The sequence below is a fragment of the Psychromonas arctica genome (assembly GCF_038155225.1).
GTDB lineage: Bacteria > Pseudomonadota > Gammaproteobacteria > Enterobacterales > Psychromonadaceae > Psychromonas > Psychromonas arctica_B.
On record NZ_JBAKBA010000042.1, the window covers coordinates 1 to 22667 of the forward strand.

Annotated in this window: 25 protein-coding genes; 9 read left to right on the forward strand and 16 right to left on the reverse strand. The window is 36.9% G+C overall.

The genetic code is table 11. The features are described 5' to 3' along the window. Nucleotides 1-131: 131 nt before the first annotated feature. Nucleotides 132-1043 (reverse strand): TIGR01777 family oxidoreductase, encoded by a 912-nt coding sequence (locus V6255_RS14825; RefSeq protein WP_341628867.1) that lies wholly within the window; start codon nt 1041-1043, stop codon nt 132-134. A gap of 79 nt (nt 1044-1122) precedes the next feature. Between V6255_RS14825 and V6255_RS14830 the strand changes: the two genes are divergently transcribed. From V6255_RS14830 to glpX, 3 genes are all read left to right on the forward strand, one after another. Then, nucleotides 1123-1707, forward strand: coding sequence for an aminodeoxychorismate/anthranilate synthase component II (locus V6255_RS14830; protein WP_341628868.1), 585 nt, complete (start codon nt 1123-1125; stop codon nt 1705-1707). Nucleotides 1708-1773: 66 nt separating this feature from the next. Beyond that, on the forward strand, nt 1774-2994 hold the full coding sequence (locus V6255_RS14835) for an aspartate aminotransferase family protein (RefSeq protein WP_341628869.1): 1221 nt from the start codon (nt 1774-1776) through the stop codon (nt 2992-2994). A gap of 80 nt (nt 2995-3074) precedes the next feature. Next, entirely contained in the window at nt 3075-4085 is a 1011-nt protein-coding gene (gene glpX / locus V6255_RS14840) for a class II fructose-bisphosphatase (protein WP_137297716.1), read from the forward strand. An 80-nt stretch (nt 4086-4165) separates the two neighbouring features. Here glpX and coaA read toward each other — a convergent pair whose 3' ends face one another. From coaA to V6255_RS14870, 6 genes are all read right to left on the reverse strand, one after another. Next, on the reverse strand, nt 4166-5131 hold the full coding sequence (coaA, locus tag V6255_RS14845) for a type I pantothenate kinase (RefSeq protein WP_341628870.1): 966 nt from the start codon (nt 5129-5131) through the stop codon (nt 4166-4168). Further along, on the reverse strand, nt 5124-5765 hold the full coding sequence (locus V6255_RS14850) for a uridine kinase (protein ID WP_341628894.1): 642 nt from the start codon (nt 5763-5765) through the stop codon (nt 5124-5126). The genes coaA and V6255_RS14850 overlap by 8 nt, the downstream gene beginning before the upstream one ends. 107 nt (nt 5766-5872) lie before the next feature. Continuing rightward, a complete protein-coding gene (locus tag V6255_RS14855; protein WP_137297719.1) occupies nt 5873-6481 on the reverse strand; it encodes a thiol:disulfide interchange protein DsbA/DsbL in 609 nt (202 codons plus the stop codon). A 34-nt stretch (nt 6482-6515) separates the two neighbouring features. After that, nucleotides 6516-7505 carry a serine/threonine protein kinase gene (locus tag V6255_RS14860; protein WP_341628871.1) on the reverse strand — a complete coding sequence of 330 codons (990 nt, stop codon included), beginning with the start codon at nt 7503-7505 and terminating at the stop codon, nt 6516-6518. Nucleotides 7506-7604: 99 nt separating this feature from the next. Beyond that, nucleotides 7605-9005, reverse strand: coding sequence for a cytochrome c oxidase accessory protein CcoG (gene ccoG, locus V6255_RS14865; protein WP_341628872.1), 1401 nt, complete (start codon nt 9003-9005; stop codon nt 7605-7607). Nucleotides 9006-9449: 444 nt separating this feature from the next. Continuing rightward, entirely contained in the window at nt 9450-9851 is a 402-nt protein-coding gene (locus V6255_RS14870; RefSeq protein WP_341628873.1) for a hypothetical protein, read from the reverse strand. 251 nt (nt 9852-10102) lie between these two features. Here V6255_RS14870 and V6255_RS14875 point away from each other — a divergent pair, with 251 nt between their 5' ends. Genes V6255_RS14875 through V6255_RS14890 form a run of 4 tightly spaced genes read left to right on the forward strand, consistent with a single transcriptional unit; the run spans nt 10103 to nt 13758 of the window. Next, the gene (locus tag V6255_RS14875; protein ID WP_341628874.1) at nt 10103-10990 is read left to right on the forward strand and encodes a metal ABC transporter substrate-binding protein; all 888 of its coding nucleotides are present in this window, start codon (nt 10103-10105) and stop codon (nt 10988-10990) included. Further along, the gene (locus V6255_RS14880) at nt 10990-11895 is read left to right on the forward strand and encodes a manganese/iron ABC transporter ATP-binding protein (protein ID WP_341628875.1); all 906 of its coding nucleotides are present in this window, start codon (nt 10990-10992) and stop codon (nt 11893-11895) included. Before V6255_RS14875 ends, V6255_RS14880 begins: the two co-directional genes overlap by 1 nt. An 8-nt stretch (nt 11896-11903) precedes the next feature. After that, nucleotides 11904-12869 carry a metal ABC transporter permease gene (locus V6255_RS14885; protein ID WP_341628876.1) on the forward strand — a complete coding sequence of 322 codons (966 nt, stop codon included), beginning with the start codon at nt 11904-11906 and terminating at the stop codon, nt 12867-12869. After that, a complete protein-coding gene (locus tag V6255_RS14890) occupies nt 12853-13758 on the forward strand; it encodes a metal ABC transporter permease (RefSeq protein ID WP_341628877.1) in 906 nt (301 codons plus the stop codon). The genes V6255_RS14885 and V6255_RS14890 overlap by 17 nt, the downstream gene beginning before the upstream one ends. A gap of 70 nt (nt 13759-13828) precedes the next feature. Here V6255_RS14890 and V6255_RS14895 read toward each other — a convergent pair whose 3' ends face one another. Next, entirely contained in the window at nt 13829-14029 is a 201-nt protein-coding gene (locus V6255_RS14895) for a DUF4250 domain-containing protein (RefSeq protein WP_341628878.1), read from the reverse strand. Between the two features lie 379 nt (nt 14030-14408). Here V6255_RS14895 and V6255_RS14900 point away from each other — a divergent pair, with 379 nt between their 5' ends. Continuing rightward, nucleotides 14409-16076: a methyl-accepting chemotaxis protein gene (locus tag V6255_RS14900; RefSeq protein ID WP_341628879.1), complete on the forward strand. Its 1668-nt coding sequence runs from the start codon at nt 14409-14411 to the stop codon at nt 16074-16076. A gap of 83 nt (nt 16077-16159) precedes the next feature. Here V6255_RS14900 and V6255_RS14905 read toward each other — a convergent pair whose 3' ends face one another. From V6255_RS14905 to aroE, 3 genes are read right to left on the reverse strand one after another with little or no spacing between them, the layout of a single operon-like run. Continuing rightward, nucleotides 16160-16423, reverse strand: a complete 264-nt coding sequence (locus V6255_RS14905) for a YihD family protein (protein WP_341628880.1) — start codon at nt 16421-16423, stop codon at nt 16160-16162. Nucleotides 16424-16438: 15 nt separating this feature from the next. Further along, a complete protein-coding gene (locus V6255_RS14910) occupies nt 16439-16741 on the reverse strand; it encodes a DUF1488 domain-containing protein (RefSeq protein ID WP_341628881.1) in 303 nt (100 codons plus the stop codon). A gap of 19 nt (nt 16742-16760) precedes the next feature. Continuing rightward, the gene (aroE, locus tag V6255_RS14915) at nt 16761-17579 is read right to left on the reverse strand and encodes a shikimate dehydrogenase (protein WP_341628882.1); all 819 of its coding nucleotides are present in this window, start codon (nt 17577-17579) and stop codon (nt 16761-16763) included. Between the two features lie 192 nt (nt 17580-17771). Between aroE and V6255_RS14920 the strand changes: the two genes are divergently transcribed. Beyond that, on the forward strand, nt 17772-18794 hold the full coding sequence (locus V6255_RS14920; protein WP_341628883.1) for a class I SAM-dependent rRNA methyltransferase: 1023 nt from the start codon (nt 17772-17774) through the stop codon (nt 18792-18794). A 115-nt stretch (nt 18795-18909) separates the two neighbouring features. On the opposite strand, the gene V6255_RS14925 is transcribed toward V6255_RS14920, so the two are convergent. From V6255_RS14925 to V6255_RS14945, 5 genes are all read right to left on the reverse strand, one after another. After that, complete coding sequence (locus V6255_RS14925; RefSeq protein ID WP_341628884.1) at nt 18910-20058, reverse strand: 5-(carboxyamino)imidazole ribonucleotide synthase; 1149 nt, start codon at nt 20056-20058, stop codon at nt 18910-18912. Nucleotide 20059: 1 nt separating this feature from the next. After that, a complete protein-coding gene (gene purE, locus V6255_RS14930) occupies nt 20060-20542 on the reverse strand; it encodes a 5-(carboxyamino)imidazole ribonucleotide mutase (RefSeq protein ID WP_341628885.1) in 483 nt (160 codons plus the stop codon). Between the two features lie 419 nt (nt 20543-20961). After that, complete coding sequence (locus V6255_RS14935) at nt 20962-21531, reverse strand: Sua5/YciO/YrdC/YwlC family protein (protein WP_341628886.1); 570 nt, start codon at nt 21529-21531, stop codon at nt 20962-20964. 99 nt (nt 21532-21630) lie between these two features. Further along, nucleotides 21631-22191: a DNA topoisomerase family protein gene (locus V6255_RS14940; protein ID WP_341628887.1), complete on the reverse strand. Its 561-nt coding sequence runs from the start codon at nt 22189-22191 to the stop codon at nt 21631-21633. 1 nt (nt 22192) lies between these two features. Next, nucleotides 22193-22666, reverse strand: a complete 474-nt coding sequence (locus V6255_RS14945) for a DUF494 domain-containing protein (protein ID WP_160064750.1) — start codon at nt 22664-22666, stop codon at nt 22193-22195. Nucleotide 22667: the final 1 nt, after the last annotated feature.

Consider the following 22667-nt stretch of genomic DNA (forward strand, 5'->3'; position numbering starts at 1 on the left):
TATCACGGATTCGATAGAAAGACTAAATTAAGGGCAGCTTCGGCTGCCCTTTCCTATTTCTGGAATACCAGAAATTATTTACCTAGTTTTACCTACCTATAGAATTTCTTTTCGTACAACTATTTAAAGTGTTACTTCAATTGATGTTTTAAACTGTCTTCTAATAATTCGTATTCAAACTTAAAGCCCGCTTTTAATAACTTTGTAGGACGTACGTTAGTACTTGAAAGTAATAATTCTTTACCCATTTGTCCAAATAGTAGCGTTATTAAAAATGCTGGTAATGGCAATATGCAAGGACGTTTTAGAATATTAGCCAATATAATGGAAAAGGTTTTATTATTGACTGGATGTGGTGAAACTAAGTTAATAGGGCCAACCAACTTTGATTGTTCAATAATAAATAAAATAGCATTTAACTGATCTTTTAAATCTATCCAGCTCATGACTTGTTTGCCAGAACCTATTTTCCCACCAAAGCCCATGTTAAAGGCTGGTAACATTTTCGCTAAGGCCCCTTCTTTGTTATTTAAAACAATACCTGTACGTAGATTAACAATGCGTGTTTTTGGCGATGTTATCTGCTGGCAAGTCAGTTCCCACCTATCCGCCAATTCACTGACGAAATCTTTGCCCTTTGAGGTTCCTTCATCTACCGGTTGTTGCCCTCTATCGCCATAAAATCCAATAGCTGAAGCACAAATAAACAGACTTGGCGGTGTTGCACTGTTGTTGATGAAGTCGACTAAAAGTTGTGTTGATTGTATGCGGCTGTTAGTGATTTTTTCTTTTGCTTTTGTTGTCCAGCGAGAATTCGCAATATTTTCACCTGCTAGATGGATAATAATATTAGGAGTTGGGCATCCATTGAGGTGTATTTCTTGTTTTTCTATATTCCAATAAGGTCGGGTTGAGTCAGGAGTACGTTGCAAAGCATGAACAATATAGCCCTGTGCTTCTAAGAATGGCACTAGTGCACTCCCAATTAAACCAGAAGCGCCTGTTATTAAAACGTTGTTATTGCTATCCGCTGTTTTACTCATGACCATCCCTTAATGTTATTAGGATTACATACGTTACTAATGTTAAAATGGATCTTTATGTTTGAGATGAAATTGAATTATGCTCCTAATGATCGATAATTATGACTCCTTTACCTATAACTTAGTTCAGTATTTTGGTGAACTAAAACAACAAGTGATCATAAAGCGTAATGACCAAATCAGCTTACAAGAAATTGCAGATTTAAACCCTGACCATATTGTTATCTCACCAGGCCCTTGTACTCCTAATGAAGCGGGTGTGTCATTGGCAACTATTGAACGTTTTGCTGGAAAAATTCCTATTTTAGGTGTGTGTTTAGGCCATCAAAGCATTGCTCAAGTATTTGGCGCAAATGTCATACGTGCTGATAAAGTAATGCATGGGAAAAACTCATTAATTGAGCATGATAACAAAGGTCTATTTAAAGGATTGAACAATCCATTAGATGTAACGCGTTATCATAGTTTAATTGTACAAGAAGCCAGTTTGCCATCTTGTTTTGATATTTCAGCAAGAGTCATACAAAGTCAGGAAATTATGGCGATTCGTCATAAAGAAATGGTATTAGAGGGTGTACAATTTCATCCTGAAAGTATTCGATCAGAGCAAGGCTTAGTATTGCTCAATAATTTTATTGGACAAGCTATTGGATTGTCAAAATAAGTGCGTATATTAAGGCTTTTACAAACCATCTTTTATAAACTTTGCTAATTATCAGAGGATTTTTTTATGTCAGACACTCATATCACCCGTCCGTTATTTGATCAAGTTATGGTGCCAAACTATGCTCCGTTAGAAATGATCCCTGTACGCGGTGAAGGCTCTCGAGTGTGGGACCAAGAAGATAACGAATATATTGATTTAACTGGTGGTATTGCGGTTAATGCTTTGGGTCATGCCCATCCTGAACTAATTACGGCGCTAACAGAACAAGCACAAAAATTATGGCATGTTAGTAATATTTATACTAATGAACCAGCATTACGCTTGGCACAAAAACTAGTGGATAATACATTTGCTGAAAAAGTGTTTTTTGCTAACTCAGGTGCAGAAGCTAATGAAGCTGCTTTAAAATTAGCTCGTCGTGTTGCATTCGATAAATTTGGTATTCAGAAAACAGAAATTATTGCTTTTTACCAAGGCTTCCATGGTCGTACTTTTTTCACTGTTACCGCTGGTGGACAATCTACTTATTCAGATGGTTTTGGTCCTAAACCTGCTGATATTACGCACCTTGAATATAACGATTTGAGTGAGCTTGAAAAGGTTATTTCAGATAAAACCTGTGCTGTTATTTTAGAACCTTTACAAGGTGAAGGTGGTGTTTTACCGATCACGCCAGAATTTGCACAAGGTGTCAGAGCGTTGTGTGATAAGCACAATGCTTTAATGATTTTTGATGAAGTACAAACAGGTATGGGAAGAACGGGTGAGTTATTTGCTTACATGGGGTTGAATGTCACTCCTGATATTGTAACTTCTGCTAAAGCACTGGGTGCAGGTTTTCCTATTGCCGCGATGTTAACAAAAACATGTTTTGCAGAACACTTGAAAGTAGGTACACACGGTACGACTTTTGGTGGCAATCCATTAGCCTGTGCTGTTGCGGGGAAGGCTTTTGACCTTATTAATACTCAAGAGATGATGTCAGGCGTTAAACACAAAGAGCAATTAATACGTCAACATCTAGAAGCCATCAACGATGAATTTTCAGTGTTTAAAGAAATTCGTGGTGCAGGTTTATTGTTGGGCGCAGTATTAAACGAACAATACAAAGATCAAGCAAAAACCTTCTTTTTAGAGTCTGCACAACAAGGCTTATTGATTTTAGTTGCTGGTGCAAATGTATTACGTTTCGCACCTGCTTTGAATATTTCAGATGACTTGATTGAACAAGCAATGCTGAAACTGAAACAAGCAGTAAAAAATATCGTTAATAAAGATACTTAAAAGCAAGGTTTGTTAATTGATGCGCTTTATCATTAACAACACTTGTTTCAATTAGATTTAAAAAACTGGGAGCTCATAAAATGAGACGCGAACTAGCAATAGAATTTTCTCGAGTAACAGAAGCAGCTGCATTAGCTGGATATAAATGGTTAGGTCGAGGTGATAAAAATATTGCCGATGGTGCTGCTGTTGAAGCAATGCGCCTTATCTTTAATCAAATTGATATCGATGGTGAAATCGTTATCGGTGAAGGTGAAATAGATGAAGCACCAATGTTATATATTGGTGAACATGTAGGGACTGGATCGGGTGATGCGGTTGATATTGCGGTTGATCCAATCGAAGGTACGCGTATGACGGCAATGGGGCAATCAAATGCGCTTGCAGTATTAGCTGTTGGCGAAAAAGGTAGCTTCTTACGTGCTCCTGATATGTACATGGAAAAACTTATTGTTGGTCCTGGCGCAAAAGATGCTATCGACCTAGAGCTTTCTTTAGAACAGAACTTAAAAGCGATTGCGTTAGCGTTAGGTAAATCTCTTTCTGAATTAACGGTTGCGACACTAGCAAAACCTCGTCACGATCGTATTATTAAAGATATGCAAGGTATCGGCGTCCGTGTATTTGCTATCCCTGATGGTGATGTTGCTATCTCTGTACTTGCGTGTATGCCAGAAAATCAAGTTGATGTATTGTATTGTATTGGTGGAGCGCCAGAAGGCGTTATATCGGCTGCTGTAGTACGTGCACTAGACGGTAACATGCAAGCTCGTTTAATTCCTCGTCCGATGGTTAAAGGCCCGACAGAAGAGAATATTCGTATTGGTGAAGAAGAAGTTGCACGTTGTGAAGCTGCTGGCATTCAAGTCAACAAAGTATTAAAGCTTGAAGACTTAGTAAAGAACGACAATGTTATCTTCTCGGCAACGGGTATCACTAAAGGTGATTTGGTTGAAGGCGTATCGGTTAATGGGCGTTTAGCGACAACAGAAACATTATTAGTACGTGGTAAGTCGCGTACAATACGTCGTATTCATTCTACGCATTACTTGGACCGTAAAGATCCGGATTTAAAAGATATTATCCTTTAAGCTGATTAAGCTAGACCGATAAAATTAAAAAAGGCGCTATTAGCGCCTTTTTTGTTTCTTTCTTATAAACTTAACTACTTTTATTTGCGTAACTTTACTTGACTGATTTGGTGATTAATCGATTTTTTTAAGATTAAATTAGCACGGTCACGTGTTGGTCTAATATTTTCTTCTAAATTAATCCCATTTATTTCATCCCAAATCTTTGATGCTATGGCAATCGCCTCACGTTTACTCATTTTCGAATAGCTATGAAAATAAGCATTTGGATCGGTAAAAGCACCTTCTCTAAACTTTAAAAAACGTTGGATATACCATGTTTTTAATAAGTCAGTATCGGCATCAACAAAAATAGAAAAGTCTACAAAGTCAGAAACAAAAACACGGTGAGATTGCTCTGGATCGTTCAACCCTGCCGTTTGTAATACATTTAAGCCTTCTAAAATAACGATATCAGGCTTTTCAAATTGCAATGATTTGTCAGGGATAATGTCATAGGTTAAGTGAGAATAAATAGGTGCTGTAATCTCTTTTTGGCCTGATTTTATGGCTGAAACAAATTCAATTAATGCTTTGGTATCAAAGCTTTCTGGGAAACCTTTTTTATGCATTAAGTTACGTGCAACTAAGTCTTTATTAGGGCGCAAAAAGCCATCTGTGGTGACTAAAGCCACTTTCGGATGCTCAGGCCAACGTGATAGCAATGCCTGTAAAATACGTGCAGAAGTACTTTTACCTACGGCCACACTACCTGCAATACCGATGATATAAGGAACTTTATCATTATGAGAGTTAAGGAAGGTATCGCGTACGGTATGGCGGTATTGTCGAGCTTCTACATAAAGGTTTAATAAGCGAGAAAGAGGCAAATAAATATCGACCACTTCTTCCATTGATAATGACTCATTAATGCCCTGTAATTGGCTTATATCGTCTTCAGATAGCGTTAACTTAACGTTGTCCCGTAAATCGGCCCATTGGTTGCGCTCAAAGTGCATATAAGCGCTATGAATACTTTGTTGAGTAAACGCTTCATGATTACTCATTCGGCACGCTGGCTTGTTCAAGGTAGATTGATTTGCTGTTACCGATTGGGTCATCAGCATAAAGGTGATATTGCCCTGCCGGTTTAATGAGTAATTCAAATAAATTGACTAAGGCTTCTTGTGACTCTTCAATATTAACTTGTTCATGTAAGCGTTTTAATGCGGTATCAAAATTACTTTTTACCCAACAGCTATAATCATATAGATCTAAATAAGCTTCTTGTAAAAGGTATACGCCTTCAATAAGAATAATATCTATATTTTCAAAGTTATAGTCTACTTGTCGAGGGCATTCGGCATCATCTAAATTAACAGATGTTTTAATGCTGCCAAACAGCTTTAAAGGCAATACTAACTCTTCGAACATTTCATCGAAACGGTAAGCATTAAGATAATATTCTTCGGGACTGTTCATTACATTGAAGCGAACGTTCTTATTTGCTTCCCAGTCATCGGTATGAATAACAGCAACATTCAAACCATCTAGGGTTAATGCTGCGGCAATTTTTTCGGTTAGTTCGCGTTTACCACTACCTTCAATTCCACTAATAGCAACCACTTGTGCCTTCGTAGATTCTTTGTGGTTATGCAGTTCTTTAATAGCACTTTTCATTTGTGCTGCATTATTAAACATCGTTTTCAACGGTCATCTCCCCTTCTTGACGGCGCTATTATGCCATAAAAATAAAAAAAGCCACTAAAGTGGCTTTTTATTTTAGAGTGAGGTGTTTAAAAAACGTATTAGTCCGTTTTTTTAGTTAAGAAAGTCACTAACTCAGTGAACTCTTCAACGCTTTTTACTGATCCAGTATTTACTTTGTACTTACCGTTAACAATCAGTGTTGGAACACCACGTACTTTAAAGTTTTCTGTGTTACGTTTCATTTGTGAAGCCATACCATTTACAGGGAAACTTGCTAATGCAGCTGTTGCATCTTTCTCTGAAACGCCTGCTTTAGCGAAGATATCGATAATATCTTTTTGACTGCTAATCGCTTTACGTTGCGTATGAATGCGGTCAAATATAATACTTGTTACTTCTTCTTTAACATCTAATAGATCTGCAGCTGCGTAAGCTTTTGTGACTTCATCAGCCATTGCACCACCTAAAAAGTTAACGTGGCTCTTTTTAATTGTCACATCTGAAGGTAGATCTTGTGCTAGTTTTTCCATTAGTGGTTCAAACTTGAAGCAATGCGGGCAGTAAAACGAGAAAAACTCTAATACTTCTGGTTTTTCAGTTGCTGTTTGTTTAATAACTTCATAGTTAGTGCCTTCTTTAAAATCTGCAGCATTAACACTTAATGGCAGCAGTACTAGGCCAATTAATAGAGCAAAAACCTTTTTCATTATATGTTCCTTTATTGTCATTTTAGGGTGTTAATTAATATTGTGGTTGAAGTGTAAGGGGAACTTCATCTAATAATACTAACTGATGTTGCAGAGATTGTAACAACTCTTTCCAATATTGGTCAGTTATAAACCATGGAAAGTTTCGAGAAAATGCAGGATCGCTCCATCTTTTGTTGATCCAGCTCACATAATCAATGATGCGCATCGTTCTAAGACTCTCTATATGAGCGAGTTGATCGGTATTAAAGTCATTTTCTTCTTGGTAACCCTCTAAAATCATTGATAATTGTAATAGCTGTTCCTGTCTATCCCCATTCAATAACATCCAGACATCTTGTACTGCAGGTCCCATTTTACAATCATCAAAATCGACCCAGTAAGGTTGACCATCTTTTAAAAGTATATTACTTGCATGAGCATCCCCATGTATTGCAATCATTGGTAATGCACTTAATTTAGCATTACTAATTTTATATTTAATCTTATCAATGGTTTCAAATAAAGGGGCTTTGATCGCGTTAGGAATATGCTGACAATTCATTAGGTCGCTGGCAGCTAAATTGATTTTTTCGATGACATTTAAAGTGGGACGTTCAATAAATTGATGCTTTGCACCTATCTTATGAAGTTTTCCTAATGCAATGCCTACATCATATAGGCTATCGATATCATCTACGGCTAAAGAGCGTGCTGATAGGTTATTAAAGAGTGAAAAATAATACCCTGCGAAAGAATGCAGCGTTTTATCTTCAAAAACTAAGGGGGTTGAAAGATTTAAACCAGCATTTAGCAAACGTTCACAAAAGGTATGATCTTCCAACAATTGTTGTTCGTTCCAGCGTTCTGGTCGATAAAATTTAACCACATAGCGATGTTGGTTTTCATCAGTAAATGAATACACGCGGTTTTCATAAGAATTTAAAGCTAATAAACCTGTTTCAGGATAAATACCAATACTTGCTAAAGCATCTAATTGGCACTCAGGAGTGAGCTTTTGATAGGTTAAACTGGCGCTAGACATTATATTTCTCCAATAAAAAAGGCGCTGCTAAAGTGTTAGCGCGCCTTTACAAAGCTAAGATAGCAAATCTAGTATTTATTAATACAGCTTAGCTAATAATTAAAGTCCAAGAAAGAACGAAGCATCTTGTTCAATCACTTCATTATTATCTACATTAGTTAGCTTGATAGTCAGGGTTATTTTTTTCGCTTTAATATCATACGGGTCAACAGCAATTGAAATTGGCTGTGTAAATACTTCTCCAGATTGGATGGTTATTTGTTTTGGTCCAATTAATGTTGCGTCTTTTAACCCTGCAAAAGTAATGCGGTAGACTTGTGCATCAGTGCTTTTATTGATGACTTTTAATGTATACGTATTTTCTATTAAGCCATCTACATTTTCACGGTAAAGCGAATTTCTATCGCGTAAAATTTCCATTTCAGCGTTGGTTAACGTACTGAGATTGACAATAAATAACCCTACCATGACCAACAACATCAACCCATAACCAATGATTTTTGGTCTCAATAGTTTGGTTTCTTTGCCCTCTAATACTTGCTCTGATGTATAAGAAATTAATCCTCGAGGATAGCCCATTTTGTCCATGGTTTGATCACAAGCGTCAATACAAGCACCACAGTTAATACATTCGTATTGCAAGCCATCTCGAATATCGATACCAGTAGGACAAACTTGTACGCATAAGTCACAATCTACACAATCACCTAACCCTGTCTCATTACGGTCAACCTTGCGTGAACGAGGACCACGTTTTTCACCACGTGTTGCATCGTAGCCAACGCTGTAGGTATTTTTATCGAACATAGCAGATTGGAAGCGAGAATAAGGACACATGTGAACACAGAAAATAGATCGCATCCATCCTGCATTTGCATAGGTTGAAAATGTGAAGATAAAAATCATGATTAAAACGAGCATGCTACTTTGACCAGTGAAAAAATCGGTATAGAGTTTTTCAACGGGCACAAAATAAGAGCAAAATGCCAAGCCTGTTAATAATGAGACAGCCAACCAACCTGTGTGCTTAGCTGTTTTTCGCCATACTTTATTAAAGTCCCAAGGCATTTCATCAAGTCGTTTTCGTTTATTCGCTGTTCCTTCAAAACGTTCTTCAAACCAGATAAAAATAAAGGTCCAGACTGTTTGTGGACAAGTATAACCACACCAAACTCGTCCTAAATAGGTGGTAAAAAAGAATAAGGCAAAGGCGGCTATGATAAAGACCCAGGCAACTAAGGTTAAATCTTGTGGAAAAAATAACATGTCGAATAGTTGGAATTGTTGTTTATCGACATCAAATAATACGGCTTGATGTCCATCCCAGCGAATCATTGGCATTGCAATAAAGAATAAAATTAATCCCCATCCAGTAAATTTACGTAATTTTTGAAAAAAACCATAAACGGCACGTACATAAATTCGATTACTTGGGTTAAAGCGATCAGCACTATTTTTATGAGTACTTTTAATTTCTTTGATTTTAATTCTTTGGGTCATTGTCTAACACCTGCCATTAATAATACTGGGATTATAAAGCAATTATGAGCTAATAAATGCTACAGAGAAAACAAAAAATGAGCTGAAATTAATGCTTTATAATAAATATTCCATCACTAATAGTAATGATTATTATTCCAGAGGTTTTTAACCTATAAATGAATCCAAATAGTTAATTTTGTTACAGATATGTAACGCTAAAAAGCAGGCTTTTAATGAGTACAAATAGCTTTAAATTCAGAGATGGTGACAGAGGTAGTTGTTATCTCTGTATTATGACTGCAGTTATATTGGGTACGATGTTTGGTGTAATGTTAAGGACGATGATATGTGTAATGTTTGTATAAGCATTAAGTGCCATTTTGAGAGAGTGATTATGAGCGGGTTATTACTGTTAGTAAAAAAGCCTCGCTGTGTAGCGAAGCTGGATTTGATGCTTGTAGCTTATAGCGTTTCGCTACAGCCTTTAGCGCTCATAACAGGCGTTGCTGTTTCTTTTGCTGTGTCGTAAGCACTATCTAGTTGAGCTTTTGCACTTGCAGTACTCACACCAGCCGTTGCTAGCAAACCAGAACCACTTTCAAGACTTGCTACTTGTGCTTCATAATCAACAAATGTTTGTTTGATTGCAGAACAGCTTAGGCTTGGAAAGTTTGTATCAAGAAGACCACTTGTTAAGCTTGTTACTGAGTTAGTTGCGCTACTAGTCGCAGCAGTCGCTGTACTTGTTGCAGAGTTAGTCGCCGAAGTTGCTGCTGAATTAGCTGCTGCAGTAAGGTCTGAGCTAGTCGTTTGGCAACCAGTTAGTAGTGCGCCACCTAATAGAATTAAAGCAATTTTTTTCATTTTTTAGTTCACTTATTGTTTAAAGAAATAGAAGTGTATTTTTTTAGGTTAAAACAATCAATCGGTAATAACAGAATAGTGTAAAGCTTTTGTTCAATAAAAGGCTTAATGATATTAATGAGCCACTTCTATTTCAGCTTTTTAGATCTAAACGCACAATAAAACTTAACGATAATGAATATCATTTGCGATTGTGTTTAAGCACTGCTATTGTTAATTTCACTTTAGTCTTATGTGGAAACAGATGCAGTATGTTTAGACCTTTACTATTTATTTTTATATTTACATTCCAATCGCAAAGTAGCTTTGCTGCTAATCAAGAAAAATTTAAAGTAATTACTACTTTTACAGTTATTGCAGATATGGTTAAAAATGTAGCTGGTGATGCCGCTATTGTTGAGTCAATTACCAAAGCAAATGCTGAGATTCATAATTATCAAGCAACGCCTGGTGATTTACGTCGCGCTCAAGGTGCAGACTTGATTATTTATAATGGACTTAACTTAGAGCTTTGGTTTGATAAGTTTTTTAATAATTTAAAAGACGTGCCTAAAGTTGTTGTGACTAACAATATTCAGCCAATGGGGATTACACAAGGGACTTATACTGGAAAGCCTAATCCACATGCTTGGATGTCTGCTCCTAATGCATTGATCTACGTTGAAAATATTCGAGCGGCCTTAGTTAAATACGATCCTCCGCATAGTAAAACGTATAATAAAAATGCGAAACAATACAGTCAAGAAATAACAGATGCTGTGGCTCCTTTTAAAGCTGCCATTGCCGCCGTTCCTGAAGATAAACGCTGGTTAGTGACTAGTGAAGGGGCTTTTAGTTACCTAACACGAGATTACAATTTAAAAGAGTTATACCTTTGGCCGATGAACTCTGATTCTCAGGGCACTCCTCAACAAGTTAAAAAAGTAATAGACCTTGTACGCTCGAACCATATAACCGCAGTCTTTAGTGAAAGCACCGTTTCAGCTAAACCTGCCTTGCAAGTTGCCAGAGAAACCGATGCTAATTATGCAGGCATCCTTTATGTTGATTCATTAAGCAAAGCGGATGGCCCGGTACCGACTTATATTGACCTACTTACAACAACCTTGAGTCATATTGCAAAGGGGATTAGTCAGTAATGATAACAAGTAAAGTTAACGGGAATAATACGAATACCAACTATGCCGAAATAGACCATATTAAAGTCGACAATATCAGTGTGACTTATCGTAATGGTTTCACTGCCATCCATGATACGACCTTTAGTTTACCGGAAGGCTCAATTACGGCGTTAGTTGGTGTTAACGGCAGCGGTAAATCAACCGTCTTTAAATCAATCATGGGGTTAGTGAGCTTGAAAACAGGCTCGGTCAATATATTAGGGCTAACGGTTAAACAAGCGTTGAAAAAAAATGTCGTTGCTTACGTGCCACAAACTGAAGAGATTGATTGGGATTTTCCTATCTTGGTTGAAGATGTTGTGATGATGGGACGTTATGGGCACATGAACATGTTGCGTATGAGCACCAAAAAAGATCAGGAATTGGTTGAGCAAGCTTTGTTACGTGTTGATATGCAAGGCTACCGTAAACGCCAAATTGGCGAATTATCAGGTGGTCAAAAGAAACGTATTTTTTTAGCCCGAGCATTAGCCCAACAAAGTAAGGTTATTTTGTTAGATGAACCATTTACAGGGGTTGATGTAAAAACAGAAGAACAAATTATGGTGCTATTAAAAGCACTCAGGGAAGAAGGAAAGATTATTTTAGTCTCGACACATAATTTAGGCAGCATTCCTGAGTTTTGTGATCGAACTGTTTTCATTAACCGAACCATTTTAGATGAAGGCCAAACAGCGAAAGTATTTACACCTAAAAATATAGAAAAAGCCTTTGGTGGGGCACTACGTCATTTCGTTCTCGCAGGCGACCTTTTACATAATGATGATGATAAACGTCAAGTGACAGTGATCAGTGATGATGAACGGCCCGTTGTTTTATATGGTGAGCAACATACGAATACCGTAATTAACCAATCAAAGTAGAGGGTGTTATGTTTGATTATTTATTAGAACCTTTTAGTTATCAATATATGGTTAATGCAATATTTGTAAGTGCTTTGGTAGGGGGCGTTTGTGCTTTTCTGTCCGTTTATTTAATGTTGAAAGGTTGGTCGTTAATTGGCGATGCACTTTCTCATTCGATAGTACCAGGGGTCGCAGGGGCTTATATGTTGGGGTTACCTTTTGCTGTTGGGGCTTTTTTTTCTGGAGGCTTAGCAGCAACGGTCATGTTATTTTTAAATCAACGTTCAAAACTTAAAGAAGATGCGATTATTGGTATCATTTTCACTTCTTTTTTCGGACTTGGTTTGTTCATGGTCTCATTGAGTCCTACATCGGTCAATATTCAAACTATAGTGCTAGGTAATATTCTCGCAATCTCCCCTTACGATACGTTACAGCTCTTATTAATTAGCTTTATTACGCTGATTGCATTAACCCTAAAATGGCGTGATTTTATGGTGTTATTTTTTGATGAGCAACATGCTAGAAGTATTGGTTTGAATGCTACGGGCTTAAAAATTATTTTTTTTACTTTATTGAGTGCATCTACCGTGGCTGCATTACAAACAGTGGGGGCATTTTTGGTGATAGCGATGGTGGTTATTCCTGGAGCAACTGCTTATTTATTAAGTGATAAATTTAGTAATGTTATTTTTATTAGCATTGCTATCGGCACATTGTCGTCCTTGATTGGTGCTTATTTAAGTTATTTTATTGATGGTGCGACAGGCGGAGTTATTGTTTTATTTCAAACGCTTATTTTTGTGATTAGTTTCTTTTTTGCACCTAAATACGGCTTAATAAGTAACAGAAAGAAGCAAAAGCCAGTGACTCAGGGCGCCTCGCAATCAACCAATAAATCAACAGCTCAGCCAACGGTGAAGTCTTCGAACCATTCAACCCATTTAAACCAAAAAAATAAAAGGGAGGTTGCTCATGCAGGCTCTATTTGAATCTCTTGTATCTCCTTTTACATTTGAGTTCATGCAACAAGCATTTGTGATGGTGTTGTTATTAGCTGTTCCAACGGCTTTACTCTCTTGTTTTTTAGTCTTAAAAGGGTGGTCATTAATGGGAGATGCTATTTCTCATTCTGTATTGCCGGGTATCGTGATCGCATATGTTTTAGCGATTCCTTTTGCTGTTGGTGCTTTCGTCGCAGGCATTAGTTGCGCTGTATGCACTGGTTATATTAAAGAGCATAGTCGTCTCAAAGAGGATACGGTCATGGGAATTGTATTTTCATCGATGTTTGCATTAGGTTTGTTATTAATGACCAAAATAGAAACTGACGTACACCTCGACCAAATTCTTTTTGGGGATTTACTAGGCAGTAGCTGGCAAGGGATAGGTGAAGTTGCTCTTGTTAGTTTAGTTGTCTGTGCTTTTTTATTTATAAAAGGCAAAGATCTATTACTTTTTGTTTTTGATAAGCAACATGCGCAAGTTATGGGGTTATCTGTGCGTTTTTTACATTATGCTTTATTGTCTATTTTATCGATTACTATCGTGTTTGCGTTAAAAGCGGTAGGTATGATTTTAGTGATCACGATGTTAATTACGCCAGGTGCTATTGCATTTTTAGTCACTAGAAATTTCTATAAAATGTTAGTTATTAGCGTATTAATTGCCAGTAGTTGCTCTTTCTTAGGCATTTATATTAGTTTCTTTATTGATAGCGCACCCGCACCGACGATAATCATGTTGTTCAGTGGGTTATTTATTGCAGTGTTTTGTTATAGCAGTTTAAAGATAAAGCGATTGAGTGAAGCGAAACATAAGCGGCATAAAAAGCATTTAGCTAAAGGAGCTTGGTTAGGTTACCCATATCGTTATAGGTAACTCAGTAATATGATGTTATCGCTATAACATCATGTTTTAATTATTGAGGAATAAACGTTACCTATGATACTTATTGTGTAGAGCGCTGCTTAAACTGATGGTGATCATCATCATAAACAAAATCATGCTTTTCAAGCCTTTCTAATAGCAATGGCTTTTCAATTTCATAGGTTACACATAGGTCCACGAGTGTTTGACTTTCGTTTCTTAATTTCATATTAACAATACTCAACAGCATATTAATATCCATTTTTTTATAGTTCTCTAACATATTAATTACTCCATATTTCATTTTTATATTTAAGAATGTTGATACATATATTCACATTTGAAATTTTACAATACCAGTCATCTTTTACAAAAAAGTGGCTTATAACCATCAATATTTTTAACTGAAGCATTTAGTAAATATCATATTGTGCCAGCCATTAAGTGACCTACACGTTAAAACGGTAAGTTAATGACGTTACTTTTAAATACATTTTTAAAACTGTCTACACTCTGTTGGAATTATTAATCCTAAGTACTTTTTAACTTTTCATATGAATTAAGAAGTGTCATTTTTTGATTAATGCGTTTAACGGAATGTTAAATATATTGATCGTTTTTAATAATTTTTATTTATTCATGGCTATATTTAAGGAAATGAAATGAAAAAAATGTCGATAATTAAAATGATCATTACTTATTCAATGATAATGATTGTTATACAGTTGGTATATGGGGTCGTAAGTAATAACAAAATTAATACAATGGGTAGTCATATAGAACAAATAGAAGTAGATCTCATTCCGCTTACCAAAGTAATTACAATGACAACAGAGCATCAATTGATGCAAGAAATACAATACGAAAAAATATTTAGCTTTTCATTACAGTTTGAGAGAAATGCGAATGCGGTTAATGGGTTTAATAAGTCAAAAGAAGAGTTTAATTCACTCTCTATCAAAATATCAAAGGAACTAACTGAGGCTAAAAATTTACTAACTCAGTCCATTGTTTTAATGGAGGATAGTCATAATAAAGAAACGTTTATAGCAATTGAAAGGGAAATTAAAGAATTACAAAGCTTGCATAAAAATTGGACTATTCATGCTGCTGATGTTTTTGATTTACTTAAACAAGAAAAGTTTAATTTAGCAATTACTCAATCTGAAGGAATTCAAAAAGAAGGCTTAGAAATTGAACATTTGATAACAGGTGTATTGGCAGATATAGAAACGCTAACAAAAGAAAATATTCACCAGCTCAAATTAGAAGAGGAAAGTATCTTAGCCTTTGGTGTAGGCGTTTCTGTGCTTATTTTAATTCTGATTATTGTTATTACAAAATATATTACTTTTGTTTTAAACAAAGACCTTAAAGAACTTAAACAAGATATTAAATATATCGCAAATGGTAATCTAAAAAAACCTGCTGCTTCAAAGTTGAGTGTTGAATTTGGTGTTGAAACAATGAGGTCTGATTTAAGTAATATAATTGGAGCGGTTGACTCTAGTGCAACAGAGATACTTGAAATGAGCGTTCACCTAGCCGAGGTTAGCGCCAAAGTTTCTGCAAACATTAATGAGCAGGCAGAGCAAATTGCACTTGTTGCAACAGCGGTTACAGAAATGGAGGCAACCTCTGAAGAAGTCGCTAGCCATACTAAAAATACACAAGATACGACGATTAATATCACAGTGAAAGCATCAGATAGTAAAGAAAGTACTTTAAAGTCTATGGAATCTATTTCTCAATTAACTGATAGCTTAGAAAAAACAAGCGCAGACGTAAAAGAATTGGAGCTACACAGTGCTAATATTAGTTCTGTGTTGGATGTTATTAAAAGCATTGCAGATCAAACAAATTTGTTGGCATTAAATGCTGCTATTGAAGCTGCTCGAGCAGGTGAGCAAGGCCGTGGGTTTGCTGTTGTTGCAGATGAAGTAAGAAATTTAGCTCAACGTACTCAATCTTCTACTATTGAAATCGAAGGTATTATCAGTACTTTTTCGCAAGGGACTGTAAGTGCTGTTAACTCAATGCAACAATGTTCAGTCTATGGAGAAGCAAGCCATCAAACGGCTATCGACTCAACGACGAGAGTTGAAGAGATTCAATTAGCTATCGAAGAAGTGAATGGGATGAGCGAGCAGATAGCTATAGCTGCAGCGGAGCAATCTAGCACATCTAAAGAGCTTTCAATAAATAGTAACTTAATCCATGACCTTACAGAAAGTAACGTTGAGTCTTCCACGAAGGTCTCTGTTACTTCTGAAGAGCTTGCACAGGTATCTTTAAACTTAAAAGATAAAATATCACACTTTAAATTATAGATTACCTAGATACGCATAATAAGGGAGCAATACAGTTTCTTTACAGGAGCCAATTGTCCTTATTATGCAATTTTTATTAATAACTATAATAAACCGCGCGCCTTTAATAATGCGGTTTGAAAGTCATCTTCGCAATCCTTGGCAATACCAGGGATCATTTCCCCTTCTGCAGTTTGATCCATTTTTAACTGATAAATAATCACTTCGTCGGTTAACTCGGCAATCGGCTTATCAAATCCAGACTCTGTCGATATGAGTTTTAATATCTCTAATAAACTCAGTTCTTGGTTCTTTAACCAATAAGGTTTAATGAGTTCTAATATTTCATTAATACGATGGCTTTGCATGACGTTTACTCCTTACTATGATAGATATTGAGCCTTATGTAGATAGACTTTACCGTCTTCACTGAATGCTTGTTGATTAATCATCTCTTCTGCAAGATCTTCAATATCAAAACGCGCGTTATCAAATAAAGTCAGTGCAGTTGTTTCAATGTTAATGAGTTGTTCAGATGTTATTTCTGTTATCTCATTAAGTTCTTGTAAGTAACTGAACGAGATAACACAACTCACTAATGTTCCTTGGTTTTGTGCCTGAAACTCTACTTGTTGTGAGTTTCTGTTGTATTGTTCATTATCTGAAAAGATGATGGCTTGATTCATGTTAAGTTCTCTATAAAAACTAACCCGCTAAATTATGGCGCAATTCAGTTAATACTTGTTTAGCGCCTGGTTTGACACCACGCCAAATAGCAAAGCTTTCAGCAGCTTGGCCAACTAACATGCCTAAACCATCGATTGTTAACCTTGCGCCATTTTCTTTTGCCCATGCATTGAATGCAGTGACTTCAGCATTGTAAGTCATGTCATATATTGCCGTTTCAGGGGTGATGAGCGATGTTGATATGTTTGGAAGGCTGCCATGTAAACCAGCAGAAGTTGAATTAATGATAAGGTCAAAGGGGCCAGATAAGTCGTTAAACCCACTTGCACTAATATTGCCTAGCTCCTTGAAGATGGAGGCTAATGTCTCAGCTTTTTCAAAGGTACGGTTTGCAATGGTTAATTTTGCAGGGGTTTCTGCGAGTAGAGAGCTACATACGCCTCGTGCTGCACCACCAGCACCTAACAACAGAATACGAGCATCGGTGAGGTTTACATGGTTATTTTTTAAATCTAACACTAAACCTGCACCATCAGTGTTATCACCAATGATTAAACCATCATCGGTTTTCTTTAAGGTATTCACTGCGCCCGCTAAACGTGCACGGTCTGTTAAAGATTGCGCAAATTGAAAAGCTTCTTCTTTAAAGGGCGCGGTAATATTACACCCTTTTGCATTGCTATTAAAAAAGGCTTGGACTGCTTCTGTAAAACCATCAACAGGTGCTTCAACAATACCGTAAGACATCTGTTGCTGTGTTTGATTGGCAAATAAGGTGTGAATAAAAGGCGATTTACTATGTTTAATAGGATTGCCAAAAACAGCGTACTGATCCATGTTAACTCCAATTTCATTAAATTTAGTATGGTTAATTTATCATGTATGGAATGCACAGGGTATCTAAGCCCGACAATTATTTATTCGTAGGCGGGTTGTTTTGTTCGCTCTTACAGTTTGGTAATATAGACTTTCATTATCTGGCATACCTTTTTGCTAAATAGCTATCTTCCTTTACTGAGTTCTTTGATTATGCCAATAACTGCTTTATTAACCACTGCGTTAGCAAAACGTGCCGGTCTTATTAATAACCTTAATGCTGTTTCATCTGATATACCTCTGACTAATTGTTTTCGTGTGTTTCACGGCACTGTGGAAGGCGTTAATGGACTTAATATCGATCGTTACGGTGATGCATGGTTAATTCAAACTTTTCATGAAACCTTAACTAATGAACAGTTAACAGAGATTAAAGCGGTATTGTTAAATGTTGCTGATGTACCTCTGGTTTATAACGACAGATCAAACAAAAATTCTCGCATTATTAATGAGCTAGATGAGATCACAGATGATTATGCACAAAGCGAACAAGCGATGTCTGAAAATGGTGTGTTATTTACGACAAAATTACGTCATGAAGGGCAAGATCCGCTGTTGTTTTTAGATATGCGTGTTGGTCGTGAGTTTATGAAAAAACACAGTCATAAAAAGAGTGTATTAAATCTATTCTCTTACACTTGCGGGATCGGTATTGCTGCAGCAGTAGGCGGTGCAAAGCGTGTAGTGAATATCGACTTCTCATCTTTTGCATTAGCGGCAGGGCAAAAGAATGCAGCATTAAATGGTGTTGAATCAGTTTGTCAGTTTATTCAAAGTGATGCTTTTCCTGCTTTACGTCAGTTAGCTGGACTTAAGGTTGCGAGTCGTAATAATAAGAAGCTACCTAGTTATCCAAAAATGTCAGCATCGCAATTTGATTTAGTGTTTCTAGATCCACCTCGTTTTGCTAAAAGCGCATTTGGTACTGTTGATTTGGTCAACGATTACCAAAGCTTATTCAAACCTGCTGTACTAACAACCAAAGCAGGCGGGACTATTGTGTGTTGTAACAATGTTGCGAAGGTTGATAAAGAAGCTTGGTTTAACAGTTTAGTACGTTGTGTTGAAAAACAGGGGCGTACAGTGGAAGATGTTGAATGGTTAGACTGCCATCAAGACTTTCCATCATTTGATGATAACCATCCATTAAAAATAGTAGCTTTGACGATTATTTAATACCTTATAGGGTTAATGTGAATTAAAGCATCAATAGCCAGATAAACAAAAGCCGAGCAATGTGAAGCTCGGCTTTTTTATTAGAGAGTAAAGCTATTTAGAACGTAAATTAATATTAATGTTCTAATAATCGCTGTGCAGTGCTTTTTATACCTGGATAATCTTGTTCAGGTAAGATTTCAGCCAGTTGTAATAACTTATTAGCTAATGCGGCATTGGTTTCTGCTGAAACATTAATATGTCCCATCTTACGGCCAGCTCGTTGTTCTTTACCGTACCAATGACTTTTAACATCACTAATACTAAGTACTTTTTTGCTAATGGATGCTTGACCTAATACATTGATCATCGCACTCACTTTTTGTAACTTAGTATCACCTAATGGTAAACCCGCAACCGCACGCATATGGTTCTCAAACTGACTACAAGCGGTGCCTTGCTGTGTCCAGTGGCCTGAGTTATGCACTCGTGGTGCAATCTCATTCACCATTAATTTGCCATCTACATCAAAGAATTCAATGGCTAATACCCCAACGTAATCCATCGTTGCCGATAGTTTATTAAAGGCATCAATCGCTTGTTGTTGAATATTAAGGTCAATCTCAGCGGCTAACGATAAAGTTAAAACACCATCAGTATGCTGATTCTCTGTGACGGGATATATTGCAATATTGCCTGTTTTATCACGGGCACCAATCACCGAAACTTCACGGTTAAAAGGAATCATTTTCTCTGCAATAATAGTATGCGGAAAAGCTTCTGTGCCAGCTGCGATAAATTCTGCCATTTCTGACCAAATTTCATCAAGTTGATCTAATGATTTTAAGCGCCATTGTCCTTTTCCATCATAACCGGCTTGGCAGGTCTTAATGACTAAAGGTAAACCTAGTAATGAAACCGAATCAATAAGTTGCTGTTTTTCGGTGATCAGTTTGTAAGGAGCTGAAGGTACACCTGTTTTATCAAGCAATGCTTTTTCAATGCTGCGGTCACCACCAGCTTTGATTGCAGCTTTACCTGGGAAGAACTTACCACTAGCACAGCATAGTGCGAGGACGTCATCAGGGATATGTTCAAATTCACAAGTGATCACATCCACTAACGCGATAGCTTCTTCAAGCGTTTGCTCAAACGAATGCAATGTCAGTGGATGAACAACTTGTTTTGAGCCTACATCATAAGCGCGTACATTTAAATTTAATGGTGCAGCTTCTAAGCTCATCATACGTGCAAGTTGCCCCGCACCTAATACTAGAATATTCATATTAAATCGCAGGATCTGGGTTAGCTAAAACGGTTTCTGTTTGTTTCTGACGGAATGCATCAACTTTTGCGAGTAGCTCAGGTTGCTGACAAGCTAATATTTGTGTCGCTAATAAACCTGCATTTGCAGCACCCGCTTCACCGATAGCGAGTGTACCTACGGCAACACCTTTAGGCATTTGGCAAATTGATAATAAAGAGTCAATGCCTTTTAGTGCTTTAGATTGAACCGGTACACCTAATACAGGCAAACTAGTAAAAGCAGCTGCCATGCCCGGTAAATGTGCAGCACCACCTGCACCAGCAATAATCACTTTAATACCGCGTTCAGCAGCACTAGAAGCATAATCTGCTAATAATTGTGGAGTACGATGTGCAGAAACAACGCGAGTTTCATATTCAATACCAAAAGAATCTAGCATATTTGCTGCGTGTTCCATGGTCGGCCAGTCAGACTTTGAGCCCATAATAATACCAACTTTCATGCATACTCCTGTTATAGGGGGATTGTTTAAAACTCGTTCAAAAGATGCGCGCGATTATATACCTGTTACCCTATAAGATGCAAAGTTCGGTCTGTGGTTCGGCTAATAGATTCTGCACTTAAAATAGAAGGGAAAATAGGTTAAATAACCTCAGTTCTGGATAAGCAAAGCGATACAACACCGCTATTTCTGCGGATTTCTACGTTAAATCATCTCTCAATAACCAGTTATTGCTTCAATAATTCGCCTTGAACTACGCAAAACTAACGGCACTGTAGAGTAAAAAATATCACCTTATGATTTTAAATGTAATTCCACTTTCATTAACCAGAATTGAGGTTAAATACATACTTTCTCGAATCTAAGGTGTTTATTTAACCCCGTAGATTCGACTTAATGATTGCTATCGTTACAGCGAATTAACGTAATCGTTTGCCGGTTAGCGCATCATGGATTTGAGAGGGGTTTTCTAAACCAGTCACAGGTTGATCGATAACATGATCTAGCAATGGGTTATTCATAAACATTTGTTCGACTTGTGTTGCAGTAATACAAGCGTCTTTGCCAGATAAGTTTGCGCTGGTGGAAATAATAGGTTTACCAAATGCTTCGCATAATGCTTGTACTACAGGATGTTTAGTAACTCGTACCGCAATGCTATCAAAGTCTCCGCTGACTAATTTTGATAATGAAGTTTGTACAGGAACAACCCAAGTAAAAGGGCCGGGCCACGTTGCTTTGATCTTATCGAGTTGTTCACTGCTTAATGATGAAAAGTCAGCATAGTTTTCTAATTGCTCGATATTAGCGGCAATTAAAATCAAGCCTTTATGTGCAGGGCGTTGTTTTAAATCGAGAATTTTTCGAATCGCAACTTCACAGTCAGGATCACAACCTAACCCAAAAACAGATTCAGTAGGGTAAGCAATCACGCCTTGTGTTGTTAACGCTAAAAGTGCTTGAGAAAGCTCATGTTTATTGATGGTCATTAAGAGTTTTCCTAGTAATAAACGAGTTGATAGTAGGTTAGTTCAGTCGCCCGTAAAAAGGCAAGAATATAGGGTATATGAATACAAAAGAGCCAATAATTATAGTGGCTTACTTCTATAACTACATCCTTTTTTAGGACAGATTATACGCTTAGCCGTTGCTGTTTTTCGTTCAACTAATATTGGCCACTTACACTCAGGACAGAACTCATTGACGGGTTTGTCATTCACTGCATATTTGCAATCAGGATAATTGTCACAGGCATAAAATGTTTTGCCAAAACGAGATTGGCGGGCAATTAAATGACCACTCTTACAACTTGGACAAGGCACTGAATCTTCTTTCAGAGCTTCTTCTTCTGGCTTATTTTGTTCTGAAAGTTGGGCAGTATGTTCACAGGTAGGATAGTCAGTACAACCAATAAATAATCCAAAACGGCCTTGTTTTAATACCAATTCATTTTGGCATAAAGGACAGCTGCTTCCTGTTAATACTTTTTTTACTTCACTCTTTTCATGTAATGGACGTAAATAATCACATTCAGGGTAAGCGCTACATCCTAGAAATGGCCCTTGTTTACCATTTCTAATATGTAATGGTGAAGCGCATTTAGGGCAGGCTTCAGAGGTTTTTTCATGGTGAGTACTTAACGTGCTCATACTAATGAATTAATCCATCTTCAAAATCCATTAGCATGGATTCTAATTGTAAGAATGCATCATCACTAACAGGGTCGTTAAATAAGACCATGAGGATCAGCCATTTCACATCTTCTAATATTAATTCACCGCTGTCTAAAGACATGATGCAATCAATGACCATTTCACGTGTGTGTGTGGTTAATATTTTTGCTTCTTCTAAATAGTGAATGTAATTACGACATTCTAAAGATATTTGACGTTGTTCTTGTTTGTTATAAATACGGTGCGATGTCTTTTTTTCTGCTGTAGCTCTCGTTTGAGGCTCTTGGCTATGCATGTTTGCAAGGTTGTCTAACCAAGCCAACGCTTTGGTTATATCTGACTTTTGAAAACCTTCTTGCATTAATTCATCGGTCACCTCTTGTGTATCAAGTTCCATTGTTTGGTCAACTTGTATATAACTTTCAAAGAGATACATGATAATTTCGAACATA

Coding starts and splice junctions, on each gene's coding strand:
- V6255_RS14825 (WP_341628867.1), bottom strand. CDS start 1,043: ATGAGTAAAACAGCGGATAGCAATAACAACGTTTTAATAACAGGCGCT.
- V6255_RS14830 (WP_341628868.1), top strand. CDS start 1,123: ATGCTCCTAATGATCGATAATTATGACTCCTTTACCTATAACTTAGTT.
- V6255_RS14835 (WP_341628869.1), top strand. CDS start 1,774: ATGTCAGACACTCATATCACCCGTCCGTTATTTGATCAAGTTATGGTG.
- glpX (WP_137297716.1), top strand. CDS start 3,075: ATGAGACGCGAACTAGCAATAGAATTTTCTCGAGTAACAGAAGCAGCT.
- coaA (WP_341628870.1), bottom strand. CDS start 5,131: ATGAGTAATCATGAAGCGTTTACTCAACAAAGTATTCATAGCGCTTAT.
- V6255_RS14850 (WP_341628894.1), bottom strand. CDS start 5,765: ATGTTTAATAATGCAGCACAAATGAAAAGTGCTATTAAAGAACTGCAT.
- V6255_RS14855 (WP_137297719.1), bottom strand. CDS start 6,481: ATGAAAAAGGTTTTTGCTCTATTAATTGGCCTAGTACTGCTGCCATTA.
- V6255_RS14860 (WP_341628871.1), bottom strand. CDS start 7,505: ATGTCTAGCGCCAGTTTAACCTATCAAAAGCTCACTCCTGAGTGCCAA.
- ccoG (WP_341628872.1), bottom strand. CDS start 9,005: ATGACCCAAAGAATTAAAATCAAAGAAATTAAAAGTACTCATAAAAAT.
- V6255_RS14870 (WP_341628873.1), bottom strand. CDS start 9,851: ATGAAAAAAATTGCTTTAATTCTATTAGGTGGCGCACTACTAACTGGT.
- V6255_RS14875 (WP_341628874.1), top strand. CDS start 10,103: ATGTTTAGACCTTTACTATTTATTTTTATATTTACATTCCAATCGCAA.
- V6255_RS14880 (WP_341628875.1), top strand. CDS start 10,990: ATGATAACAAGTAAAGTTAACGGGAATAATACGAATACCAACTATGCC.
- V6255_RS14885 (WP_341628876.1), top strand. CDS start 11,904: ATGTTTGATTATTTATTAGAACCTTTTAGTTATCAATATATGGTTAAT.
- V6255_RS14890 (WP_341628877.1), top strand. CDS start 12,853: ATGCAGGCTCTATTTGAATCTCTTGTATCTCCTTTTACATTTGAGTTC.
- V6255_RS14895 (WP_341628878.1), bottom strand. CDS start 14,029: ATGTTAGAGAACTATAAAAAAATGGATATTAATATGCTGTTGAGTATT.
- V6255_RS14900 (WP_341628879.1), top strand. CDS start 14,409: ATGAAAAAAATGTCGATAATTAAAATGATCATTACTTATTCAATGATA.
- V6255_RS14905 (WP_341628880.1), bottom strand. CDS start 16,423: ATGCAAAGCCATCGTATTAATGAAATATTAGAACTCATTAAACCTTAT.
- V6255_RS14910 (WP_341628881.1), bottom strand. CDS start 16,741: ATGAATCAAGCCATCATCTTTTCAGATAATGAACAATACAACAGAAAC.
- aroE (WP_341628882.1), bottom strand. CDS start 17,579: ATGGATCAGTACGCTGTTTTTGGCAATCCTATTAAACATAGTAAATCG.
- V6255_RS14920 (WP_341628883.1), top strand. CDS start 17,772: ATGCCAATAACTGCTTTATTAACCACTGCGTTAGCAAAACGTGCCGGT.
- V6255_RS14925 (WP_341628884.1), bottom strand. CDS start 20,058: ATGAATATTCTAGTATTAGGTGCGGGGCAACTTGCACGTATGATGAGC.
- purE (WP_341628885.1), bottom strand. CDS start 20,542: ATGAAAGTTGGTATTATTATGGGCTCAAAGTCTGACTGGCCGACCATG.
- V6255_RS14935 (WP_341628886.1), bottom strand. CDS start 21,531: ATGACCATCAATAAACATGAGCTTTCTCAAGCACTTTTAGCGTTAACA.
- V6255_RS14940 (WP_341628887.1), bottom strand. CDS start 22,191: ATGAGCACGTTAAGTACTCACCATGAAAAAACCTCTGAAGCCTGCCCT.
- V6255_RS14945 (WP_160064750.1), bottom strand. CDS start 22,666: ATGTTCGAAATTATCATGTATCTCTTTGAAAGTTATATACAAGTTGAC.